General features: G+C 65.5%; 15 protein-coding genes. 11 read left to right on the top strand and 4 right to left on the bottom strand.

Going from position 1 to position 17,085, the window contains the following annotated elements; genetic code table 11:
• The first annotated feature begins 188 nt into the window (after window positions 1–188).
• A complete protein-coding gene (locus tag ACWKWX_RS01925) occupies window positions 189–389 on the top strand; it encodes a hypothetical protein (RefSeq protein WP_416427463.1) in 201 nt (66 codons plus the stop codon).
• Between the two features lie 301 nt (window positions 390–690).
• Complete coding sequence (locus tag ACWKWX_RS01920) at window positions 691–2,163, top strand: inorganic phosphate transporter (RefSeq protein ID WP_416426717.1); 1,473 nt, start codon at window positions 691–693, stop codon at window positions 2,161–2,163.
• A 160-nt stretch (window positions 2,164–2,323) separates the two neighbouring features.
• Here the strand turns inward: ACWKWX_RS01920 and ACWKWX_RS01915 are convergent, their stop codons facing one another.
• The gene (locus ACWKWX_RS01915; RefSeq protein WP_483826883.1) at window positions 2,324–3,793 is read right to left on the bottom strand and encodes a helicase HerA-like domain-containing protein; all 1,470 of its coding nucleotides are present in this window, start codon (window positions 3,791–3,793) and stop codon (window positions 2,324–2,326) included.
• Window positions 3,794–3,943: 150 nt separating this feature from the next.
• On the opposite strand from ACWKWX_RS01915, the gene ACWKWX_RS01910 reads away from it, so the two are divergent.
• From ACWKWX_RS01910 to gpgF, 4 genes are all read left to right on the top strand, one after another.
• Window positions 3,944–5,833 (top strand): methyl-accepting chemotaxis protein, encoded by a 1,890-nt coding sequence (locus tag ACWKWX_RS01910; RefSeq protein WP_473004392.1) that lies wholly within the window; start codon window positions 3,944–3,946, stop codon window positions 5,831–5,833.
• Between the two features lie 134 nt (window positions 5,834–5,967).
• Window positions 5,968–7,089 carry an N-acetylglucosaminyl phosphatidylglycerol synthase gene (gpgS, locus tag ACWKWX_RS01905; RefSeq protein ID WP_483826956.1) on the top strand — a complete coding sequence of 374 codons (1,122 nt, stop codon included), beginning with the start codon at window positions 5,968–5,970 and terminating at the stop codon, window positions 7,087–7,089.
• Complete coding sequence (gpgD, locus tag ACWKWX_RS01900) at window positions 7,082–7,837, top strand: N-acetylglucosaminyl phosphatidylglycerol deacetylase (protein ID WP_416426719.1); 756 nt, start codon at window positions 7,082–7,084, stop codon at window positions 7,835–7,837. Before gpgS ends, gpgD begins: the two co-directional genes overlap by 8 nt.
• A complete protein-coding gene (gpgF, locus tag ACWKWX_RS01895) occupies window positions 7,834–8,829 on the top strand; it encodes a glucosaminyl phosphatidylglycerol flippase (RefSeq protein ID WP_483826882.1) in 996 nt (331 codons plus the stop codon). Before gpgD ends, gpgF begins: the two co-directional genes overlap by 4 nt.
• 461 nt (window positions 8,830–9,290) lie before the next feature.
• Here gpgF and ACWKWX_RS01890 read toward each other — a convergent pair whose 3' ends face one another.
• Together ACWKWX_RS01890 and purU are read right to left on the bottom strand one after the other, a co-directional pair.
• The gene (locus ACWKWX_RS01890) at window positions 9,291–9,449 is read right to left on the bottom strand and encodes a hypothetical protein (protein ID WP_416426722.1); all 159 of its coding nucleotides are present in this window, start codon (window positions 9,447–9,449) and stop codon (window positions 9,291–9,293) included.
• A gap of 27 nt (window positions 9,450–9,476) precedes the next feature.
• Window positions 9,477–10,328, bottom strand: coding sequence for a formyltetrahydrofolate deformylase (gene purU, locus ACWKWX_RS01885; protein ID WP_416426723.1), 852 nt, complete (start codon window positions 10,326–10,328; stop codon window positions 9,477–9,479).
• A gap of 313 nt (window positions 10,329–10,641) precedes the next feature.
• On the opposite strand from purU, the gene mvaT reads away from it, so the two are divergent.
• Window positions 10,642–11,022, top strand: a complete 381-nt coding sequence (gene mvaT, locus ACWKWX_RS01880) for a histone-like nucleoid-structuring protein MvaT (protein ID WP_416426725.1) — start codon at window positions 10,642–10,644, stop codon at window positions 11,020–11,022.
• A gap of 78 nt (window positions 11,023–11,100) precedes the next feature.
• On the opposite strand, the gene sbcB is transcribed toward mvaT, so the two are convergent.
• Window positions 11,101–12,531, bottom strand: coding sequence for an exodeoxyribonuclease I (gene sbcB, locus ACWKWX_RS01875; RefSeq protein ID WP_483826881.1), 1,431 nt, complete (start codon window positions 12,529–12,531; stop codon window positions 11,101–11,103).
• A gap of 148 nt (window positions 12,532–12,679) precedes the next feature.
• Between sbcB and ACWKWX_RS01870 the strand changes: the two genes are divergently transcribed.
• From ACWKWX_RS01870 to ACWKWX_RS01855, 4 genes are read left to right on the top strand one after another with little or no spacing between them, the layout of a single operon-like run.
• Window positions 12,680–13,405 (top strand): RDD family protein, encoded by a 726-nt coding sequence (locus ACWKWX_RS01870; protein ID WP_416426729.1) that lies wholly within the window; start codon window positions 12,680–12,682, stop codon window positions 13,403–13,405.
• Window positions 13,402–14,379 (top strand): stage II sporulation protein M, encoded by a 978-nt coding sequence (locus ACWKWX_RS01865; RefSeq protein WP_483826880.1) that lies wholly within the window; start codon window positions 13,402–13,404, stop codon window positions 14,377–14,379. The genes ACWKWX_RS01870 and ACWKWX_RS01865 overlap by 4 nt, the downstream gene beginning before the upstream one ends.
• Entirely contained in the window at window positions 14,366–15,889 is a 1,524-nt protein-coding gene (locus tag ACWKWX_RS01860; RefSeq protein WP_483826879.1) for a DUF4129 domain-containing protein, read from the top strand. Before ACWKWX_RS01865 ends, ACWKWX_RS01860 begins: the two co-directional genes overlap by 14 nt.
• Entirely contained in the window at window positions 15,886–17,046 is a 1,161-nt protein-coding gene (locus ACWKWX_RS01855; RefSeq protein WP_416426735.1) for a DUF4350 domain-containing protein, read from the top strand. The genes ACWKWX_RS01860 and ACWKWX_RS01855 overlap by 4 nt, the downstream gene beginning before the upstream one ends.
• Window positions 17,047–17,085 lie beyond the last annotated feature (39 nt).

Genomic DNA, 17,085 nt, shown 5'->3' with positions numbered 1-17,085 from the left:
GTTTAGTTCACGGCGGCAAACACCTTGCCTGGGCCACCCCACCCCGCCCATGCATGTCCGGCACCCCACTGCCGGCCTCGACCAATAACCAGACTGTTGCTACGACAGCCCCCGTTCTGGTGACGTGGCCGCCTGCCCCTCGTGGCAGTGCGCAAACACCGGAATACAACGGACCATTAGGTAACAATGTGACGAAAGATGAACTGCGCGCGGAACTTGAGCGCCAGGAACAACGTTACAAGGAAGTTTACGGTGGCGAAGTCACCACTTACGCCGCCCAGCCCGAGCCGGAACGCAAGCCGTGGCGCAAGCGGGCCACCCTGCTCGACCAGGCGTTCGCCCAGGAAATCCAGAAAATCGAAAAGGATTTGAAAGGCGAGGAACCTTGACGCCTGATCGCACTCTGATGGCGTGCCCGGTGCGGCACGCATCATGACCGAGTGATGACTATCGGGTGACAGGGAAATTTCATACGCCCGTTTGAGGGTGCCTGAACAGGCGCTCGAGGTTGCGTTTTTCCCGCCAAAGCCCGCTGTTTAGCGGCCCCGCCCTGCCTGTAGCCACAGGCGGGAAGCGCTCGGTCGACCTGACCAAATTGTCGAAATTTGTTACCAGTGAGCAGCAGGGGCATCGATTTCCGGGGTTTTCTGGCATAATCGCGCCCCCTTATGACCGGGTCAGAAAACCTTCATGATTGATTTATTCCACGGAGTCGACGCCTGGGTACTGGTGAGCCTTTTCTTCGCTCTCGCCTTTGTCCTGGCTTTCGAGTTCATCAATGGCTTTCATGACACCGCCAACGCGGTCGCTACAGTCATTTATACCAAAGCCATGCCGCCACACCTGGCCGTGTTCTTTTCCGGCGCCTTCAACTTCCTGGGGGTGTTGTTTGGCGGCGTGGGCGTTGCCTACGCAATCGTTCACCTGCTGCCGGTCGAGCTGCTGATCAACGTCAACACCGGCCAGGGCCTGGCCATGGTGTTCTCGCTGCTGGCCGCCGCCATCGCCTGGAACCTGGGCACCTGGTACTTCGGCATTCCGTCGTCCAGCTCGCACACGCTGATCGGTTCTATCCTGGGCGTGGGCCTGGCCAACGCCATGATCAACCACATCCCGCTGGGCAAGGGCGTGAACTGGCAGAAGGCAATCGACATCGGCGCCTCGCTGGTGGTCTCACCCATCGTCGGCTTCTTCCTGGCCGCCCTGGTGCTGATCGCGCTGAAGGCCTGGCGCCCGCTGTCGAACATGCACAAGACTCCTGACGAGCGCAAACGGACCGACTCCAAGAAGCACCCGCCGTTCTGGAACCGCCTGGTACTGGTGGTCTCGGCCATGGCCGTGAGCTTCGTGCACGGTTCCAACGACGGCCAGAAAGGCATCGGCCTGATCATGCTGGTGCTGATCGGCATCGTGCCGGCGCAGTTCGTGCTGGACCTGAGCAGCACCACCTACCAGATCGAACGCACCCGCGACGCCACCGTGCACTTGAGCCAGTTCTACAAGCGCAACGAAGCGACCCTGGGCGAGTACCTGGCCCTGGGCAAGGCCCAGAGCGGCGACCTGCCGGACCAGTTCCGCTGCGAGCCGCAGCAGACCGAGCCGACCATCAATGCGCTGATGACCACCCTCAACGGCGTGTCCGACTACCACACCCTGCCCGCCGAGAAGCGCATCGAAGTACGCCGCTACCTGCTGTGCCTGGATGACACCGCGCGCCAGGTCGGCAAGCTGCCGGCCCTGGATTCGCGTGAGAAGTCGGACCTGGAGAAACTGCGCAAGGACCTGACCACCACCACCGAATACGCGCCCTTCTGGGTCGTGGTTGCAGTGGCCCTGGCCCTGGGCCTGGGCACCATGATCGGCTGGAAGCGCGTGGTGCTGACCATCGGCGAGAAGATCGGCAAGCAGGGCATGACCTACGCCCAGGGCATGTCGGCGCAGATCACCGCGGCGCTGTCGATTGGCCTGGCCAACGTCTTTGCGCTGCCGGTGTCGACCACCCACGTGCTGTCCTCGGGCGTGGCCGGCACCATGGTGGCGAACAAGAGCGGCCTGCAGGGCGGCACCATCAAGACCATCATGCTGGCCTGGGTGCTGACCCTGCCGGCGTCGATGGCGCTGGCGGCCGGGCTGTTCTGGCTGTCGTCGAAAGTCGTGGCGTAAAACCACCGCTGTTGAAAAAGGCGCCCCGGGGCGCCTTTTTCATGCCTGAAGCAAACCCGTAGCAGCTGCCGAAGGCTGCGTCCGGTTTCGCTGCGGCGTGCCGGGGAAAGCGCGGCGCCTTGGACGCGACCTGCGGCCGCTGCTACAGCGAACATCACGCTCACCGGCGCTTCTTGCCGCCCAACAACGACCCCATCAGCCCCCGCACCAACTCGCGCCCCAGCTGGTTCGCCGCCTGGCGCATGGCCGACTTCAACGCCTGCCCCGCTACCCCCCCCAGCAGTTCCCCGGCCTTGTCCGCCAGGCTCGGCTCTGTGGGCGCCGCTTCCTGGGGCGCCGGCGCCTTGCGTGCCAGCAGCATTTCATAGGCCGATTCCCGGTCGATGGGCTGGTCATAACGCCCCGCCAGCGGCGAGGCGGCGATAATGGCCGCGCGCTCCGCTTCGCTCAACGGCCCGATGCGCGACTGCGGCGGCGCCACCAGCACGCGCTGGACCATGGCCGGGGTGCCCTTGTCCTGCAGGGTGCCCACCAGCGCTTCGCCGATGCCCAGTTCGGTCAGCACCGCCAGGCTGTCGAACGCCGGGTTGGGACGAAAACCATCGGCCACCGCCTTCAGCGCCTTCTGCTCCTTGGCGGTGAACGCCCGCAGGCCGTGCTGCACGCGCAGGCCCAGCTGCGCCAGGACGTTGTCCGGCAGGTCGGCCGGCGACTGGGTAACGAAGTACACGCCCACGCCCTTGGAGCGGATCAACCGCACCACCTGTTCCAGGCGGTCCTGCAGCGCCTTGGGGGTGCCGGCAAACAACAGGTGCGCTTCGTCGAAGAACAGCGCCAGCAGCGGCTTGTCGGCGTCGCCGCGCTCGGGAAGTTGCTCGAACAACTCGGCCAGCAGCCACAGCAGGAAGGTCGCGTAGACCTTTGGCGCCTCGTGCACCAGGCGGCTGGCGTCCAGCAGGTGGATGCGCCCGCGGCCATCGGCGGCCGGTGCCAGCAGGTCCTGCAGTTGCAGCGCCGGCTCGCCGAACAGCGCTTCGGCACCTTGCTGTTCCAGGGTGGCCAGGCGCCGCAACAGGGCCTGGCTGGAGCCGGTGGTCATCAGCGCGCTGTCGTCGCCCAGCACCTGGGAGTTGTCACGCAGGTAACCCAGCAGCGCTTTCAAATCCTTGAGGTCCAGCAACAGCAGGCCATCGCGGTCGGCCACCTTGAACGCCGCGTACAGCGCCGCCTGCTGGCTGTCGTTGAGTTCCAGCAGGCTGCCCAGCAACAACGGCCCCATCTCGCTCAAGGTGGTGCGCAGCGGGTGGCCGCTGTGGCCGTGCACATCCCACAGGGTCACCGGGTAGGCCTGGGGCCGATGCTGCAGCCACGGCATGCCGGCGATGCGCTCGGCGATCTTGCCGCTGGGCGCACCCGCCGCGCCCAGGCCGCACAGGTCGCCCTTGATGTCGGCAGCGAACACCGCCACCCCGGCGTCGCTGAAACCTTCGGCCAGGCGCTGCAAGGTGACGGTCTTGCCGGTGCCGGTGGCGCCGGCGATCAGGCCGTGACGGTTGGCCAGGCGCAGGTCCTGGCCCAGGGGCTGGCCGGCCTGGTCGGCCCCGATGAGCAATTGCGCAACGTCAGGCATTTCGTCACCTCGCTTAAGTTTTCTCGCGCCGCAGTCGATATAGCGGGTGGAAGACCCAAACTTTAAAAAACGTTCGCCCCGCCTTTTAGGGATGAAGGCACTGCTTAATCCACCTGCCCCGAATTAAGACCTTAGCGGATCGTATCCCCCATGAATAAAAACCTGAGATTCAGCCACAAGATTCTCATCGCGGCCTCGCTTATCGTGCTGGCCGCCTTTGCGTTGTTCACCTTGTATAACGATTACCTGCAACGCAATGCGATCCGCAAGGACCTGGAAAGCTACCTGCATGAAATGGGCGACGTCACTTCGACCAACATCAGCAACTGGCTGGGCGGCCGTATCCTGCTGGTGCAGAACGTGGTGGAAAACATCCGCCTGAACCCGGAGCCGGCCAACGTCAACCGCGTGCTGGAACAACCGACGCTCAACAACAACTTCCTCAATATTTACCTGGGCGATCCCCAGGGCAACTTCTATAACAAGCCAGAAGCCACCATGCCCGCTGGCTATGACCCGCGCGTACGGCCCTGGTACAAAAGCGGCCTGGCGACCAGTGGCCCACTGCTGACCGAACCCTACATCGACATGAGCACCGGCAAGCTGGTGATCTCCATCGTGCAGGCGGCCAACCAGGGCAACGCCAACCTGGGCGTGGTGGGCGGCGACCTGAGCCTGGACACCATGGACAAGATCATCCGCTCGCTGGACTTCGGCGGCATGGGCCATGCGTTCCTGGTGAGTGCCGACGGCAAGATCCTGGTACACCCCAACCGCGACCTGGTGATGAAGACCCTCAACGACATGGCACCGGGCAGCGACCTGAAGCTCGACAGCGCCCTGCATGAAGTGGAGATTGGCGGCAAGACGCGCATCGTCACCTTCGCCCCGGTCAAGGGCCTGCCCTCGGTGAACTGGTACATCGGCCTGTCCGTGGACAAGGACAAGGCTTTTGCCATGCTGTCGCAATTCCGCACCTCGGCCATGATCGCCACCGTGGTGGCCGTGGTCATCATCATCGCCCTGCTGGGCATGCTGATCCGCGTGCTGATGGGCCCGCTGCACACCATGATCCGTGCCATGGAAAACATCGCCGAAGGCGAAGGCGACCTGACCCGCCGCCTGCAGATCAACGGCAACGACGAGTTCGGCATGCTGGGCCGCGCCTTCAACCGCTTCGTCGAACGTATCCACGGCTCGATCCGCGAGGTGTCGTCGGCCACCGAGCAGGTCAACGAAGTGGCGCTGCGCGTGGTCGCGGCCTCGAACTCGTCGATGCTCAACTCCGACGAGCAATCCAACCGCACCAACAGCGTGGCCGCGGCGATCAACCAGCTTGGCGCCGCCGCCCAGGAAATTGCCCACAACGCCGCGCAAGCCTCGCAACAGGCCACCAGCGCCCGGCGCCTGGCCGAGGAAGGCCAGCAAGTGGTGGAAAACAGCATCCAGGCCATGAACCGCCTGTCGGACCTGATCAGCACCTCCAGCGGCCACATCGAGACGCTGAACAGCAAGACCGTGAACATCGGCCAGATCCTGGAGGTGATCACCAGCATCTCCCAGCAGACCAACCTGCTGGCGCTCAACGCCGCCATCGAGGCCGCGCGTGCCGGTGAAGCCGGCCGCGGCTTCGCGGTGGTGGCCGATGAAGTGCGCAACCTGGCCCACCGCACGCAGGAATCGGCGCAGCAGGTGCAGGCCATGATTGAGGAGCTGCAAGTGGGCGCTCGCGCCTCGGTGAGCACCATGGGCGAAAGCCAGCGCCACAGCCAGGACAGCGTGTCCATCGCCAACCAGGCCGGCGAGCGCCTGGGCAGCGTGACCGTGCGCATCGGCGAGATCGACGGCATGAACCAGTCGGTGGCCACCGCCACCGAGGAACAGACCGCCGTGGTCGACTCCATCAACATGGACATCAACGAGATCAACACCCTCAACCAGGAAGGCATCGAGAACCTGCACTCCACCCTGCGCGCCTGCTCGGACCTGGAACAACAGGCCACCCGCCTCAAGCAACTGGTGGGCAGCTTCCGCATCTGAGCCTGAAACCTGTGGGAGCTGGCTTGCCAGCGAGCTGTTCGGGCACAAAAGCTCGCTGGCAAGCCAGCTCCCACATGCGGATGAAACAACTGTCCCTGCCAGCGGTCAACCTAAGGGAATGACACTGCGCAGGGATACCGATCGTGCATATCGCTGACATCACCATGTTCTACGCCCCCGCCAGCGGTGGCGTGAGAACCTATCTTGATGCCAAACACCGTCGCCTGATGGTCACGCCCGGGGTTCGCCACAGCCTGCTGATACCCGGCCCGGCCTTGAATGAAGACAACGGCATCTACCAGGTGCCGGCCCCCGCCCTGCCCTTTGGCAATGGCTACCGCTTCCCCCTGCGCCTGGCGCCCTGGCGCAACGTGCTCAAGGACCTGCAACCGGACCTGATCGAGGTGGGTGATCCCTACCTCACCGCCTGGGCCGCCCTCGACGCGCGACGCCAGCTGGACGTGCCCGTCATCGGCTTCTACCACTCCGATCTGCCGCTGCTGGTGAGCAACCGCATGGGCAACTGGTTCACCCCCAACGTCGAGGCCTACGTCAGCAAGCTGTACGGCAACTTCGACCGGGTGCTGGCGCCCAGCCAGGTGATGGCCGACAAGCTGCGCGGCCTGGGCGTGGGCAATGTGCATGTGCAGCGCCTGGGCGTGGACCTCGCCACCTTCAACCCCCAGCGCCGCGACCCCGGCCTGCGCGCCGAACTGGGCCTGGGCGACGACGTGCGCCTGCTGATATTCGCCGGCCGCGGCTCCAAGGAAAAGAACCTGCCGGTGCTGCTGCAGTGCATGAAGCGCCTGGGTCCCAAGTACCACCTGCTGCTGGTGGGCTCGCACATGCCGGCCAGCGTGCCGCGCAACGTCACGGTGATGGACAACTTCCGCCCTGCCCACGAGCTGGCAAGGCTGCTGGCCAGCGCCGACGCGCTGCTGCATGCCGGCGACCAGGAGACCTTCGGCCTGGTGATTCTCGAAGCCATGGCCAGTGGCATCCCGGTGGTGGCGGTCGCGGCCGGCGCGTTCACCGAAATCGTGCAACCGGACTGCGGCCTGTTGTGCCGCGCCAACGACCCCCACGCCATGGCCGATGCGGTGCGCGACTTGTTCGCCCAGGGTGGCGACCTGGGCCGTCGCGCGCGCCTGCACGCCGAGCAGCATTACGCCTGGGACACCGTGGTGGCCGGGCTCCTGGAACATTACCGCGCGGTGCTTGGCACCAGCGCCCGCAAGGTGGTTCGCCATGGCTGATGTGTTACTGGTGCTGCACGACGTGTCCCCGCAAAGCTGGGAAGACTACAAGCCCTTCGTTGACGCGGTCGATGCCCTGGGCGACATACCCATGACCCTGCTGGTGGTGCCGGACTTCCATCACCACAACCACTTGCACAACTTCCCCGCCTTCCGGCGCATGATGGACCTGCGCCTGGCCCGCGGCGACGAACTGGCGTTGCACGGCTTCTACCACGCCGACGACGGCCCCATGCCGCACACCCCGCGCGAGTATTTCATGCGCCGGGTGTACACCTGGGAAGGCGAGTTCTACCAGCTGTCGGAGGCCGACGCGCTGATGCGCCTGGAAGCGGGCCTGGAAGTGTTCGCCCGCAACGACTGGCCGGTCGAAGGTTTCGTTGCCCCGGCGTGGCTGATGAGCGAAGGCACCCGCCGCGCATTGCAACGGTTACCCCTGAGCTATACCAGTGGTCCGCAACACCTGTATCGGCTGCCCGATTTCACCGAGATCCAGGCTCCGGGCCTGGTGTGGAGCGCCGGCAGCGCCTGGCGCCGCGGCCTGTCCAAGGTGCTCAGCGACTGGCGCGAGCAGCAGTGGCAGCAGGCTTCGTGCATACGCCTGGGCCTGCACCCGGTGGACATGCGTCATGATTATTCGCGACAGTACTGGCTGGACACCCTGCAACGCCTGCTGCAACAGGGGCGCCAGCCGTTGACCAAGCTGGCCTGGGTGCAACGCCAGGCCGTCGCCCGCCGCGCCGCATGAAACGCTGGCTGTGGCTGGCGGCAGCCATCGCGGTCGCGGTGCTGATCCCGCTGTGGCTGGGCGGTGCCGAGATGCTCGGGCGACTGCAACGCTTCCCGCCGCTGTTGTGGCCCGCCATGTTCGCCATGATCGGCCTGTGCTGGTGCATCAACGCCCTGCGCCTGCGCCTGTTGCTGGGCGCCCTGGCGGACCGACTGACCCTGCGGCGCTGCCTGGGCACGGTGATGGCCACCGAGTTCGCCATCTGCGCCAGCCCCGGTGGCAGCGGCGGGCCGCTGACGCTGCTGGCGTTGCTCGGCCGCTTCGGCGTGCGGCCGGCGCGGGCCAGCGCGGTGTTCGCCATGGACCAGCTCAGCGACCTGGCCTTCTTCCTGTGCGCGCTGGCCGGGATATTTTTCTACGCGCTGTTTCACCACCTCAACCATGGCCTGCAATGGCTGCTCACCCTCAGTGCCTTGCTGATGCTGGGAGCAACGGCCCTGGGCCTGGCGCTGGTACGCTGGCATCGCCAGGTCATTCGCTGCAACGGCCAGGTGCTGCGCCGCCTCGGCGTGGGAGTGGCCAAGCGCCGACGCTGGGCGCGCAAGCTGCTGCGCTTCCTCGAGGCCTTCGCCGACACTTGCAAACTGCCACGGCCGGTGCTGACCAAGGTCTTCCTGTTGACCTGCCTGCACTGGGGCGTGCGCTACAGCGTGCTGTACCTGGCGTTGCGCGGGCTGGGGGCGGACGTAGAGTGGGCGTGGACGTTCCTGATCCAGATGCTGTCGTTGAGTGCTGGCCAATTCAGCCTGCTGCCCGGGGGGGCCGGCGCGGCCGAGCTGACCTCGGCGGCGCTGCTGGCGCCCATGGTGGGCAAGGCCAGCGCGGCGGCGGCGATCCTGATCTGGCGGGTGGTGACCTATTACTTTTACCTGATTGCCGGCGGCCCGGTGTTCGCCACCATGGTCGGCGGCCCGCTGCTGCGCCGCCTCAAACACCGCCCAACCCCGTAGCAGCTGCCGCAGGCGGCGTCCGGCAGCGCCGCGGTGTGCCTGGGCGTGCGCGGTGCCTGCAGACGCGGCCTATGGCCGCTGCTACGAGGGTATTGCACGTCGGGGTCTGGCACCGCTGCGGTATACCTGGGCGTGCGCGTTGCCTGCGGACGCGGCCTGATGTATTCCACGTAGCAGCGGCCGCAGGCCGCGTCTGGCACCGCCCCGATGTGCCTGGGCATGCGCGGTGCTTGCAGACGCGGCCTATGGCCGCTGCTACGAGGGTATTGCACGTCGGGGTCTGGCACCGCTGCGGTATACCTGGGCGTGCGCGTTGCCTGCGGACGCGGCCTGATGTATTCCACGTAGCAGCTGCCGCAGGCGGCGTCCGGCACCGCCCCGATGTGCCTGGGCATGCGCGGTGCTTGCAGACGCGGCCTATGGCCGCTGCTACGTGGCGTCCGGCGCGGATGCGGTGGTTTTCAAGGGGGTTCGGGGTGGGTTTGCTCCCACAAGGCCTCGGCACCGGGGAACTCGGTGCCGTCCTCGTCGCTCAGGGCGTCGGGGTCGTAACGGGCCAGGCAGCCCTCGCCCAGGGTGGGCGGGGGCGTGGCAGCCGCCTTGTCGCGGGGGTCGCTCATGGGGCTGCCTCGCTGCTCAAGCCAGGGTCAGTTGAATACCACGGTCTTGTTGCCGTGCACCAGCACGCGGTCTTCCAGGTGGTAGCGCAGGCCACGGGCCAGCACCATCTTCTCGACGTCACGGCCGAACCGCACCATGTCCTCGATGCTGTCGCTGTGGCTGACGCGCACCACGTCCTGTTCGATGATAGGCCCGGCGTCCAGTTCCTCGGTCACATAGTGACAAGTGGCGCCGATCAGCTTCACGCCACGCAGGGAGGCCTGGTGGTACGGCTTGGCGCCCACGAACGACGGCAGGAAGCTGTGGTGAATGTTGATGACCTTCTGCGCGTATTCCTGGCACAGCTGCGGCGGCAGGATTTGCATGTAGCGGGCCAGCACCACCACGTCGGCCTGGTGATGGTTGACCAGGCGCGACACTTCGGCGAACGCCGGCTGCTTGTCCTGCGGGTTCACCGGCACGTGGTAATAAGGAATGCCGTGCCACTCGACCATGCTGCGCAGGTCATCGTGGTTGGAGATCACGCAGGCAATCTCGCAGTCCAGCTCGTCGCTGTGCCAGCGGTGCAGCAGGTCGGCCAGGCAGTGGGACTCGCGGCTGGCCATCAGCACCACGCGCTTCTTCTGTTCGGTGTCGGTGATACGCCACACCATGGAGAACTCTTCGGCGATGGGCGCGAACGCCTCGCGGAAGGCTTCTATGCCAAATGGCAGGGTGTCGGCACGGATCTCGTGACGCATGAAGAACCAGCCACTCTGGTCGTCCGAGTGGTGGCTTGCTTCATTGATCCAGCCGTTATGGGAAGCCAGGAAATTACTGACTTTGGCAACAATGCCAACGCGGTCCGGGCAAGCGATAACCAGCCGAAAAGTGCGCATGAGGGAAAACTCCAAGACTTCGCAAAGGCGGCTATTCTAGCGGACACTCGAGGAAACTGCAGTATTCGTTGCATCGGCAGGCCACCGGCGCCTGCATATCCCTGCATCGATAAGGGTTATCCCCTGGCCACCGACGCGATGGCCAGCGACATTGGCGTATAACTGACCGTTCAAACTTAAATAGCTACCACTGGTCACGATTAAAATAACGTCATTTGTGAAGGCATCGGCGCTTTAATGTTTACTTGATCAAAAGCTATGACTATTATTGAGCCAAGTATCCCTGACACACAGCATTCACAAGGTCCTGCTCATGTCCCTGATCAACGAATACCGCGCCACAGAAGAAGCCATCAAAGAACTGCAAGCTCGTTTGAAGAACCTGTCGCAAGACGACAAACTGCAAACCGAGCTGGAATTCGAAGGCAAACTGCGTACCCTGATGGGCGAATATCAGAAATCCCTGCGTGACATCATCGCGCTGCTGGATCCTGAAGCCAAGCTGAACAAGGCTCCACGTGGCGCCGCCGTTAAAGTCACCGGCACCAAGCGCGCTCGTAAAGTTAAGCAATACAAAAACCCGCACAACGGTGAAGTCATCGAAACCAAAGGTGGCAACCACAAGACCCTGAAAGAGTGGAAAGCCAAGTGGGGCGGCGACGTCGTCGAAGGCTGGGCAACTCTGCTGGGCTAATTGATTCCGCCCGGGCCGTTCGATTCGCATAAAAAACGCCAGCTGATAGCTGGCGTTTTTTATGCCCGGAACAAAGTGTTATAGGCCCAGCCGTGCTTGCAACCCGGCCACGTGGGTTTGCCACTGGGCCAGCACCTGCGCCTGCGCCGGCGTGGCCTGGGGGTGCCATTGCGCCAGGGCCTGGGCGAAGCCTTCGAGGGTATTGGGCGCGCCCCATGACTGATCGGTCAAACGCCGGCGGCAGAAGTCTGCCCACGCCTGGCGCTCTTCTTCGTTCAACGTATCAGGGAAGTTACGTGCTCGATAGCGGAACAATAATTCGGGCAGCCGCTCATCATCGAACATCCAGTTTTCCAGCGCCAGTTGATGCGGATCCAGTGTCCGCACCCGCTCACATAAGCGCCGGTCACGATCACCGATAAAGCCATCGTATAACTGTTGCTCCGGATCGCTCACCGTGCTGAAGGCTTCCTCGCCGTACAGGCTCGCGAGTTTGTCCCGCCATTGTGCCTGCCCCTGAGTCAACTGCTCGGCGCGTTGCAGATAAAGGGCCATATCCAATTGCAGGCGTTGCCGATCTTCCTCGCGCACTACCGCCAACGGCGCCAACACCGGGCAGCGATTGACATGCACCAGCTTCAGCGGCACCGGCAATTGCCCTTCGGGCATTTCATCTCGGCGGGTGTACAAGCGCTGAAGCAAAACTTCCGCAGGTTCGTCCAACAATGGCCGTGGATCAAAATGCAGGTCGCAGACAATCAGCGCATTTTTATTACGGGGGTGCCAGGCCAACGGCAGCACCACGCCCAAATAATTGCGCTCGGCGGAAAAACGTCCGGAAATATGTACCAACGGCTGTAACAAGCGAACCTGGTCCAGCACTTTGGTTTTACTGCGCAGCTGATACAACCAGTTATACAATTTAGGTTGTCGATCGCGAATCAGGCGTGCAAGCGCAATAGTGGCCCGTACGTCGGACAATGCATCGTGGGCCTGGCCGTGATCAATGCCGTTGGCTGCGGTCAGCAACTCCAGCTTCATGCTGACCCGCCCGTCCACCTGCGGCCAGACGATGCCCTCGGGGCGCAGGGCATAGGCCGTGCGCACCACATCGATCAGGTCCCAGCGGGTGTTGCCACCCTGCCACTCCCGAGCGTAGGGGTCGAAGAAATTGCGGTAGAGGCTGTAGCGGGTGACTTCATCATCGAAGCGCAAGGTGTTATAGCCGGCGCTGCAGGTGCCGGCGCGAGCCATCTGGTCGTTGACCCGGGTCATGAACTCGGCCTCGCACAGGCCACGTTCGGCCAGGCGCTGGGGGGTGATACCGGTGATCACGCAGGCAGCCGGGTGCGGCAGGATATCGTCGCTGGGCTGGCAATAGAGGTTGATCGGTTCGTCGATCTCGTTGAGGTCGGCATCGGTGCGAATACCGGCGACCTGCAGGGCGCGGTCACTGCGCGGGTTGATGCCGGTGGTTTCGTAGTCGTACCAGAAAATGCTGGAGTTCACGGGGTGTTCCTGTGCACAAAGTCGGCAAAGTCTAGGCGTTAGCGGCCAGCGGGACCAGCCATGCATGAATGTCAGGTTGCTTCGGCCCCCCAGGGTAGCTAGGATCGGAAGGCACGCAGTCAACATCGGCCCCGCACCCAAGGCATCCATGCCCCACACCACAGCGACGCGACGGAATGCAATGCTGGTCCCGCCAGTGGACACCCGCTACCAGATCGAAACCCCCGAAGGCATTGACCTGAGCCTGCGCCCGGCCGGGTTGGTGGTGCGCAGCCTGGCGTTCGCCATCGACCTGCTGCTGCGCGGCCTGCTGCTGGGCGTGCTGTTTACTGTGCTGGTGTGGCTGGGCAGCCTGGGCGTGGGGCTGGGCGCCATGCTGCTGTTCCTGGTGAACTGGTGGTACATGGTGCTGTTCGAGGTGTTCAACCAGGGCCGTTCGCCCGGCAAACAGGCCATGGGCCTGCGGGTGGTGGAGGACGACGGCACGCCCATCGGCTGGTCGGCCTCGCTGCTGCGCAACCTGCTGCGGGTGGTGGACATGCTGCCGTTCGGCTATTTCCTGGGCGCTATCAGCTGCCTGCAACACCCCGCGTTCAAACGCCTGGGCGACCTGGCGGCGGGCACCCTGGTGGTGTACCGCGACCAACCGAACCTGCGCCCGCGCCTGCCGGCCGCCGAGGCCATTGCCGCGCCCTTCGCCCTGACCCTCACCGAGCAGCGTGCGCTGCTGAGCCTGGCCGAGCGCCAGGACGAGCTGTCCGCCGAGCGCCTCGCCGAACTGGCCGCCATCGCCGCGCCCAGCCTCGACGTCAGCCCGGCCATGGCCATGGCACGCATCAACGGCATCGCCCGTGGCCTGCTGGGGCCAACATGAAGCAGAGCCAATTCGAACAGCTGCACCAAGCCCAGTGGCTGGCCTTCGAACACCTGCTGACGCTGCTGGAGCATGGCAAGTCGCGCCCCGAGGCCAGCGAGACCTTCGCCCAGGACTACCGGCGGCTGTGCCAGCACCTGGCTTTGGCGCAGGCGCGCGGCTACAGCAGCCACCTGGTGGACAGCCTGCAGCAGCTGGCCCTGCGCGGTCACCAGCAGCTGTATCGGCGCCGCCATGCGCTGGGGGCCAGCATCCTCGCCTTCGTGCTGGCCGGTTTTCCGCGGCTGGTGCGCCAGCAATGGCGCTTCGTGCTGCTGGCCTGCCTGGTGTTCTTTGGCAGTGTGCTGCTGACCGGGTTGCTGGTGTACGCCTTCCCCGACCTGGTCTACAACCTGATGGAGCCGGCCCGGGTGGCCCAGACCGAAGCCATGTACGACCCCGACCAGACCCGCCTGGGCCCCGCCGCGCAGCGCCTGGCCGGGCAGGACTGGATGATGTTCGGCTACTACATCATGAACAACATCGGCATTGCCTTCCAGACCTTCGCCAGTGGCCTGCTGCTGGGCCTCGGCAGCCTGTTTTTCCTGCTGTTCAACGGCCTGATGATCGGCGCCGTGGCCGGCCACCTCACCGAGATCGGCTACGTGCAGACCTTCTGGCCATTCGTCATCGGCCATGGCGCCTTCGAGCTCACGGCGATCGCCCTCTCCGGCGCCGCCGGGCTGAAGCTGGGCTGGGCGCTGGTGGCGCCGGGCCGGCTGAGCCGCAGCCAGGCGCTGCGTCAGGCCGCGGGCGTGGCTATCCAGCTGGTGTACGGGGTGATCGCCATGTTGCTGATCGCGGCGTTCATCGAAGCGTACTGGTCGTCGCGCACCGACTTCAGCGCGGTCACCAAATACACGGTGGGCACCCTGCTGTGGCTGCTGGTGGGCATTTACCTGACCCTGGGTGGACGTCACCATGCGCCTGACTGACGCCAGCGTCGCGATTCGCCCGCGCAACACCTGGGAGGCCCTGGACCTGGGCGTGCTGCTGGCGCGCCGGCACCGGCGCCTGCTGATGCTCAGCTGGGCCATCGTCACACTGCCGGTGTTCGCCCTGCTGACCCTGCTGCTGTGGGACTCGCCGTCGCTGGCGATGTTTCTGTTCTGGTGGCTGAAGCCGCTGTTCGAGCGCCTGCCGCTGCACATTCTTTCCCAGGCGCTGTTCAGCGACCCGCCCACCCTGGGCGAGGCCTTGCGCCAATGGCCACGGCTGCTCAAGGTGCAGCCGTGGCCCAGCCTGTTGTGGCGGCGCCTGAGCCTGAGCCGCAGCTTCCACCTGCCGGTGCAGCAACTGGAGGGCCTGGACGGCATCGAGCGCCAGCGCCGCCTGGCAGTGCTCGACCCCCACGCCGGGCGCACCGCACGCTGGTTGACCCTGGTGGGCATGCACCTGGAAGGCGCGCTCTGGATTGGCCTGATCAGCCTGTTCTACCTGATGGTGCCGCAGCAGATGGAAGTGGAATGGAGCTGGCGGCGCCTGATCGAGGCGGCCAACGGCCAATGGCTGTGGGTGGAGCACCTGACCAACGCCTTCTACGCCCTGGTGCTGGTGTTGTGGGAGCCGATCTACGTGGCCTGCGGTTTCACCCTGTACCTGAACCGCCGCACGCAGCTGGAGGCCTGGGACATCGAACTGGTGTTGCGCGGCCTGCGCCAGCGCCTGGCCGGGGTGGCGCCGCTGTTGCTGGTGGCGGCCATGGGCGTGCTGGGCCTGGCCCCGCGCAGCGAAGCGGCACCGGCGCCGGCAGCCAACCCGTTCGACCAGCCACGCCTGGTGCACCAGGCCGTCACCAGCCAGGCCGCACGCCAGGACATCAAGACCCTCCTTGAGCAACCGCCCTTCAGCAACAAGCAGACCCTGCACCGCTGGCGGCTGGGCCAGCCGGATGAAGCCAAGCCTGCGCCCGTGGACCTCAAGCGCCTGCTGGAGCAACCCTGGCTGAAGCGGCTGGCGCAGTTCATGGAAGCGGCGCTGTGGAGCGCAGTGATCGCCGGCATCGCCCTGGTGGCCTGGCGCTACCGCAGTTGGCTGCGCACCTTCGTTAGCCGGCGCGCACCTGCGGCGCCTGCCCCAGCGCAGCTGCCCACGCAGCTATGGGGCCTGGCGGTGGGCGGCCACGACCTGCCCGACGACATCGCCGGCCACGCCCGCCAGCTGTGGGCCAGCAACCCGCGCGAAGCCCTGGGGCTGCTGTACCGTGGACTGCTCAACCGCCTGCTGCATGATTATCGCCTGCCCCTGCACGAGGCGGACACCGAGGGCCAGGTGCTGGCCAAGGTCGCCGGGCTGCACGACCCGGCCCTGGAGGCCTTCAGCCAGGTGCTGACCCGCCACTGGCAAGCCCTGGCCTACGGCCACCGCCTGCCCAGCGAGGCGCTGGCCATGCAGCTGTGCGACGACTGGAGCCAGTTGTTCAGCGCGCGCGGGGCACGGCCATGAACCGCCGCCGCGCCTGGCTGGTCGCCGTGCTGGTGCTGGTCGCCCTGGCGGCTGTCGGCTTCTACCTGGCCCGCCACCTGCACCCCTATGACGAAACAGTCGACCATGGCCCCTCGCCCGAGGCCCGCGCCAACCCCTGGCTGGCGGCCGAGACCTTCCTGCGCCAGCGGGGCTTGAAAGCCGACATGGCCAACGGCCTGGAAGTGCTGCAACACCTGCCCGGCCAAGGCCAGAGCCTGTTGCTGCTGGGCGACCGCGCAACCATGAGCGCGCGCCAGGCTGAGGACGTGCTGGCCTGGGTGCGCGGCGGTGGCCGCCTGCTGTTCGTGGCCGAGGCGCTCTGGGACGACGACAAGGCCATGAGCGGCGACCTGCTGCTCGATCGCCTGCAACTGCGGCAGTTCCTGGCGGCCGACCTGCCCGCCCTGCCCCAGCTCAAGCCCGATCCTTATCCACAGCTGACCAAGCTGTACCTGGAAAACGAGCAGGCACCGGCCTACTTCAGCTTCGACCCCGATTTCCACCTGGAAGACCCGGCCAACAAGGCCCAGTCCTGGGCCAACAGCAGCAACGCCACGCACCTGATGCAATTGCGCTACGGCGAGGGGCTGATCACCGTGGTCACCGACGCCGACCTGTGGACCAACGCCGCCATCCGCCGCTACGACAACGCCTGGCTGCTGTGGTACCTGAACCAGGGCACCGACGTGACCCTGGTGTTCCGCAGCGCCCGTGACAGCCTGGCCACCCTGCTGTGGCGCCACTACCCCCAGGCGCTGGCCAGCCTGGCGCTGCTGCTGGTGCTGGGCGCCTGGCACTTCGCCCTGCGCCATGGCCCCCTCACGCCGCCGCCGGCGCTGGCCCGCCGGCAGCTGCGCGAACACCTACGGGCCACGGCCGCGTTCCTGCTGCGCAACGCCGGCCAGGACCGTCTGCTGCGCGCCCTGCAGCAGGACATACTGCGCCGCGCCCGGCGCCGCCATCCCGGTTTTGAACGCCTGGCCGTGGCCGAGCAGTGGCAGGTGCTGTCGCGCCTGACCCGCCAGCCCACCGCCGCCATCGGCCAGGCCCTGCGCCCGCCCTTGAAACAGCGCCTCGGCGCGGCCGAATTCAGCCGCCAGGTGGCCCACCTGCAAACCCTCAGGAATGCCCTATGAGCGACCCGACCCACGACGTCCACGACGAACGCGACCAGC

The organism is Pseudomonas imperatae (assembly GCF_057128625.1).
Note: the sequence above shows the minus strand (reverse complement) of the source record. Positions and strands in the feature narration are given on the sequence as shown.

Coding starts and splice junctions, on each gene's coding strand:
- ACWKWX_RS01920 (WP_416426717.1), top strand. CDS start 691: ATGATTGATTTATTCCACGGAGTCGACGCCTGGGTACTGGTGAGCCTT.
- ACWKWX_RS01915 (WP_483826883.1), bottom strand. CDS start 3,793: ATGCCTGACGTTGCGCAATTGCTCATCGGGGCCGACCAGGCCGGCCAG.
- ACWKWX_RS01910 (WP_473004392.1), top strand. CDS start 3,944: ATGAATAAAAACCTGAGATTCAGCCACAAGATTCTCATCGCGGCCTCG.
- gpgD (WP_416426719.1), top strand. CDS start 7,082: ATGGCTGATGTGTTACTGGTGCTGCACGACGTGTCCCCGCAAAGCTGG.
- gpgF (WP_483826882.1), top strand. CDS start 7,834: ATGAAACGCTGGCTGTGGCTGGCGGCAGCCATCGCGGTCGCGGTGCTG.
- ACWKWX_RS01890 (WP_416426722.1), bottom strand. CDS start 9,449: ATGAGCGACCCCCGCGACAAGGCGGCTGCCACGCCCCCGCCCACCCTG.
- purU (WP_416426723.1), bottom strand. CDS start 10,328: ATGCGCACTTTTCGGCTGGTTATCGCTTGCCCGGACCGCGTTGGCATT.
- mvaT (WP_416426725.1), top strand. CDS start 10,642: ATGTCCCTGATCAACGAATACCGCGCCACAGAAGAAGCCATCAAAGAA.
- ACWKWX_RS01870 (WP_416426729.1), top strand. CDS start 12,680: ATGCCCCACACCACAGCGACGCGACGGAATGCAATGCTGGTCCCGCCA.
- ACWKWX_RS01865 (WP_483826880.1), top strand. CDS start 13,402: ATGAAGCAGAGCCAATTCGAACAGCTGCACCAAGCCCAGTGGCTGGCC.
- ACWKWX_RS01860 (WP_483826879.1), top strand. CDS start 14,366: ATGCGCCTGACTGACGCCAGCGTCGCGATTCGCCCGCGCAACACCTGG.
- ACWKWX_RS01855 (WP_416426735.1), top strand. CDS start 15,886: ATGAACCGCCGCCGCGCCTGGCTGGTCGCCGTGCTGGTGCTGGTCGCC.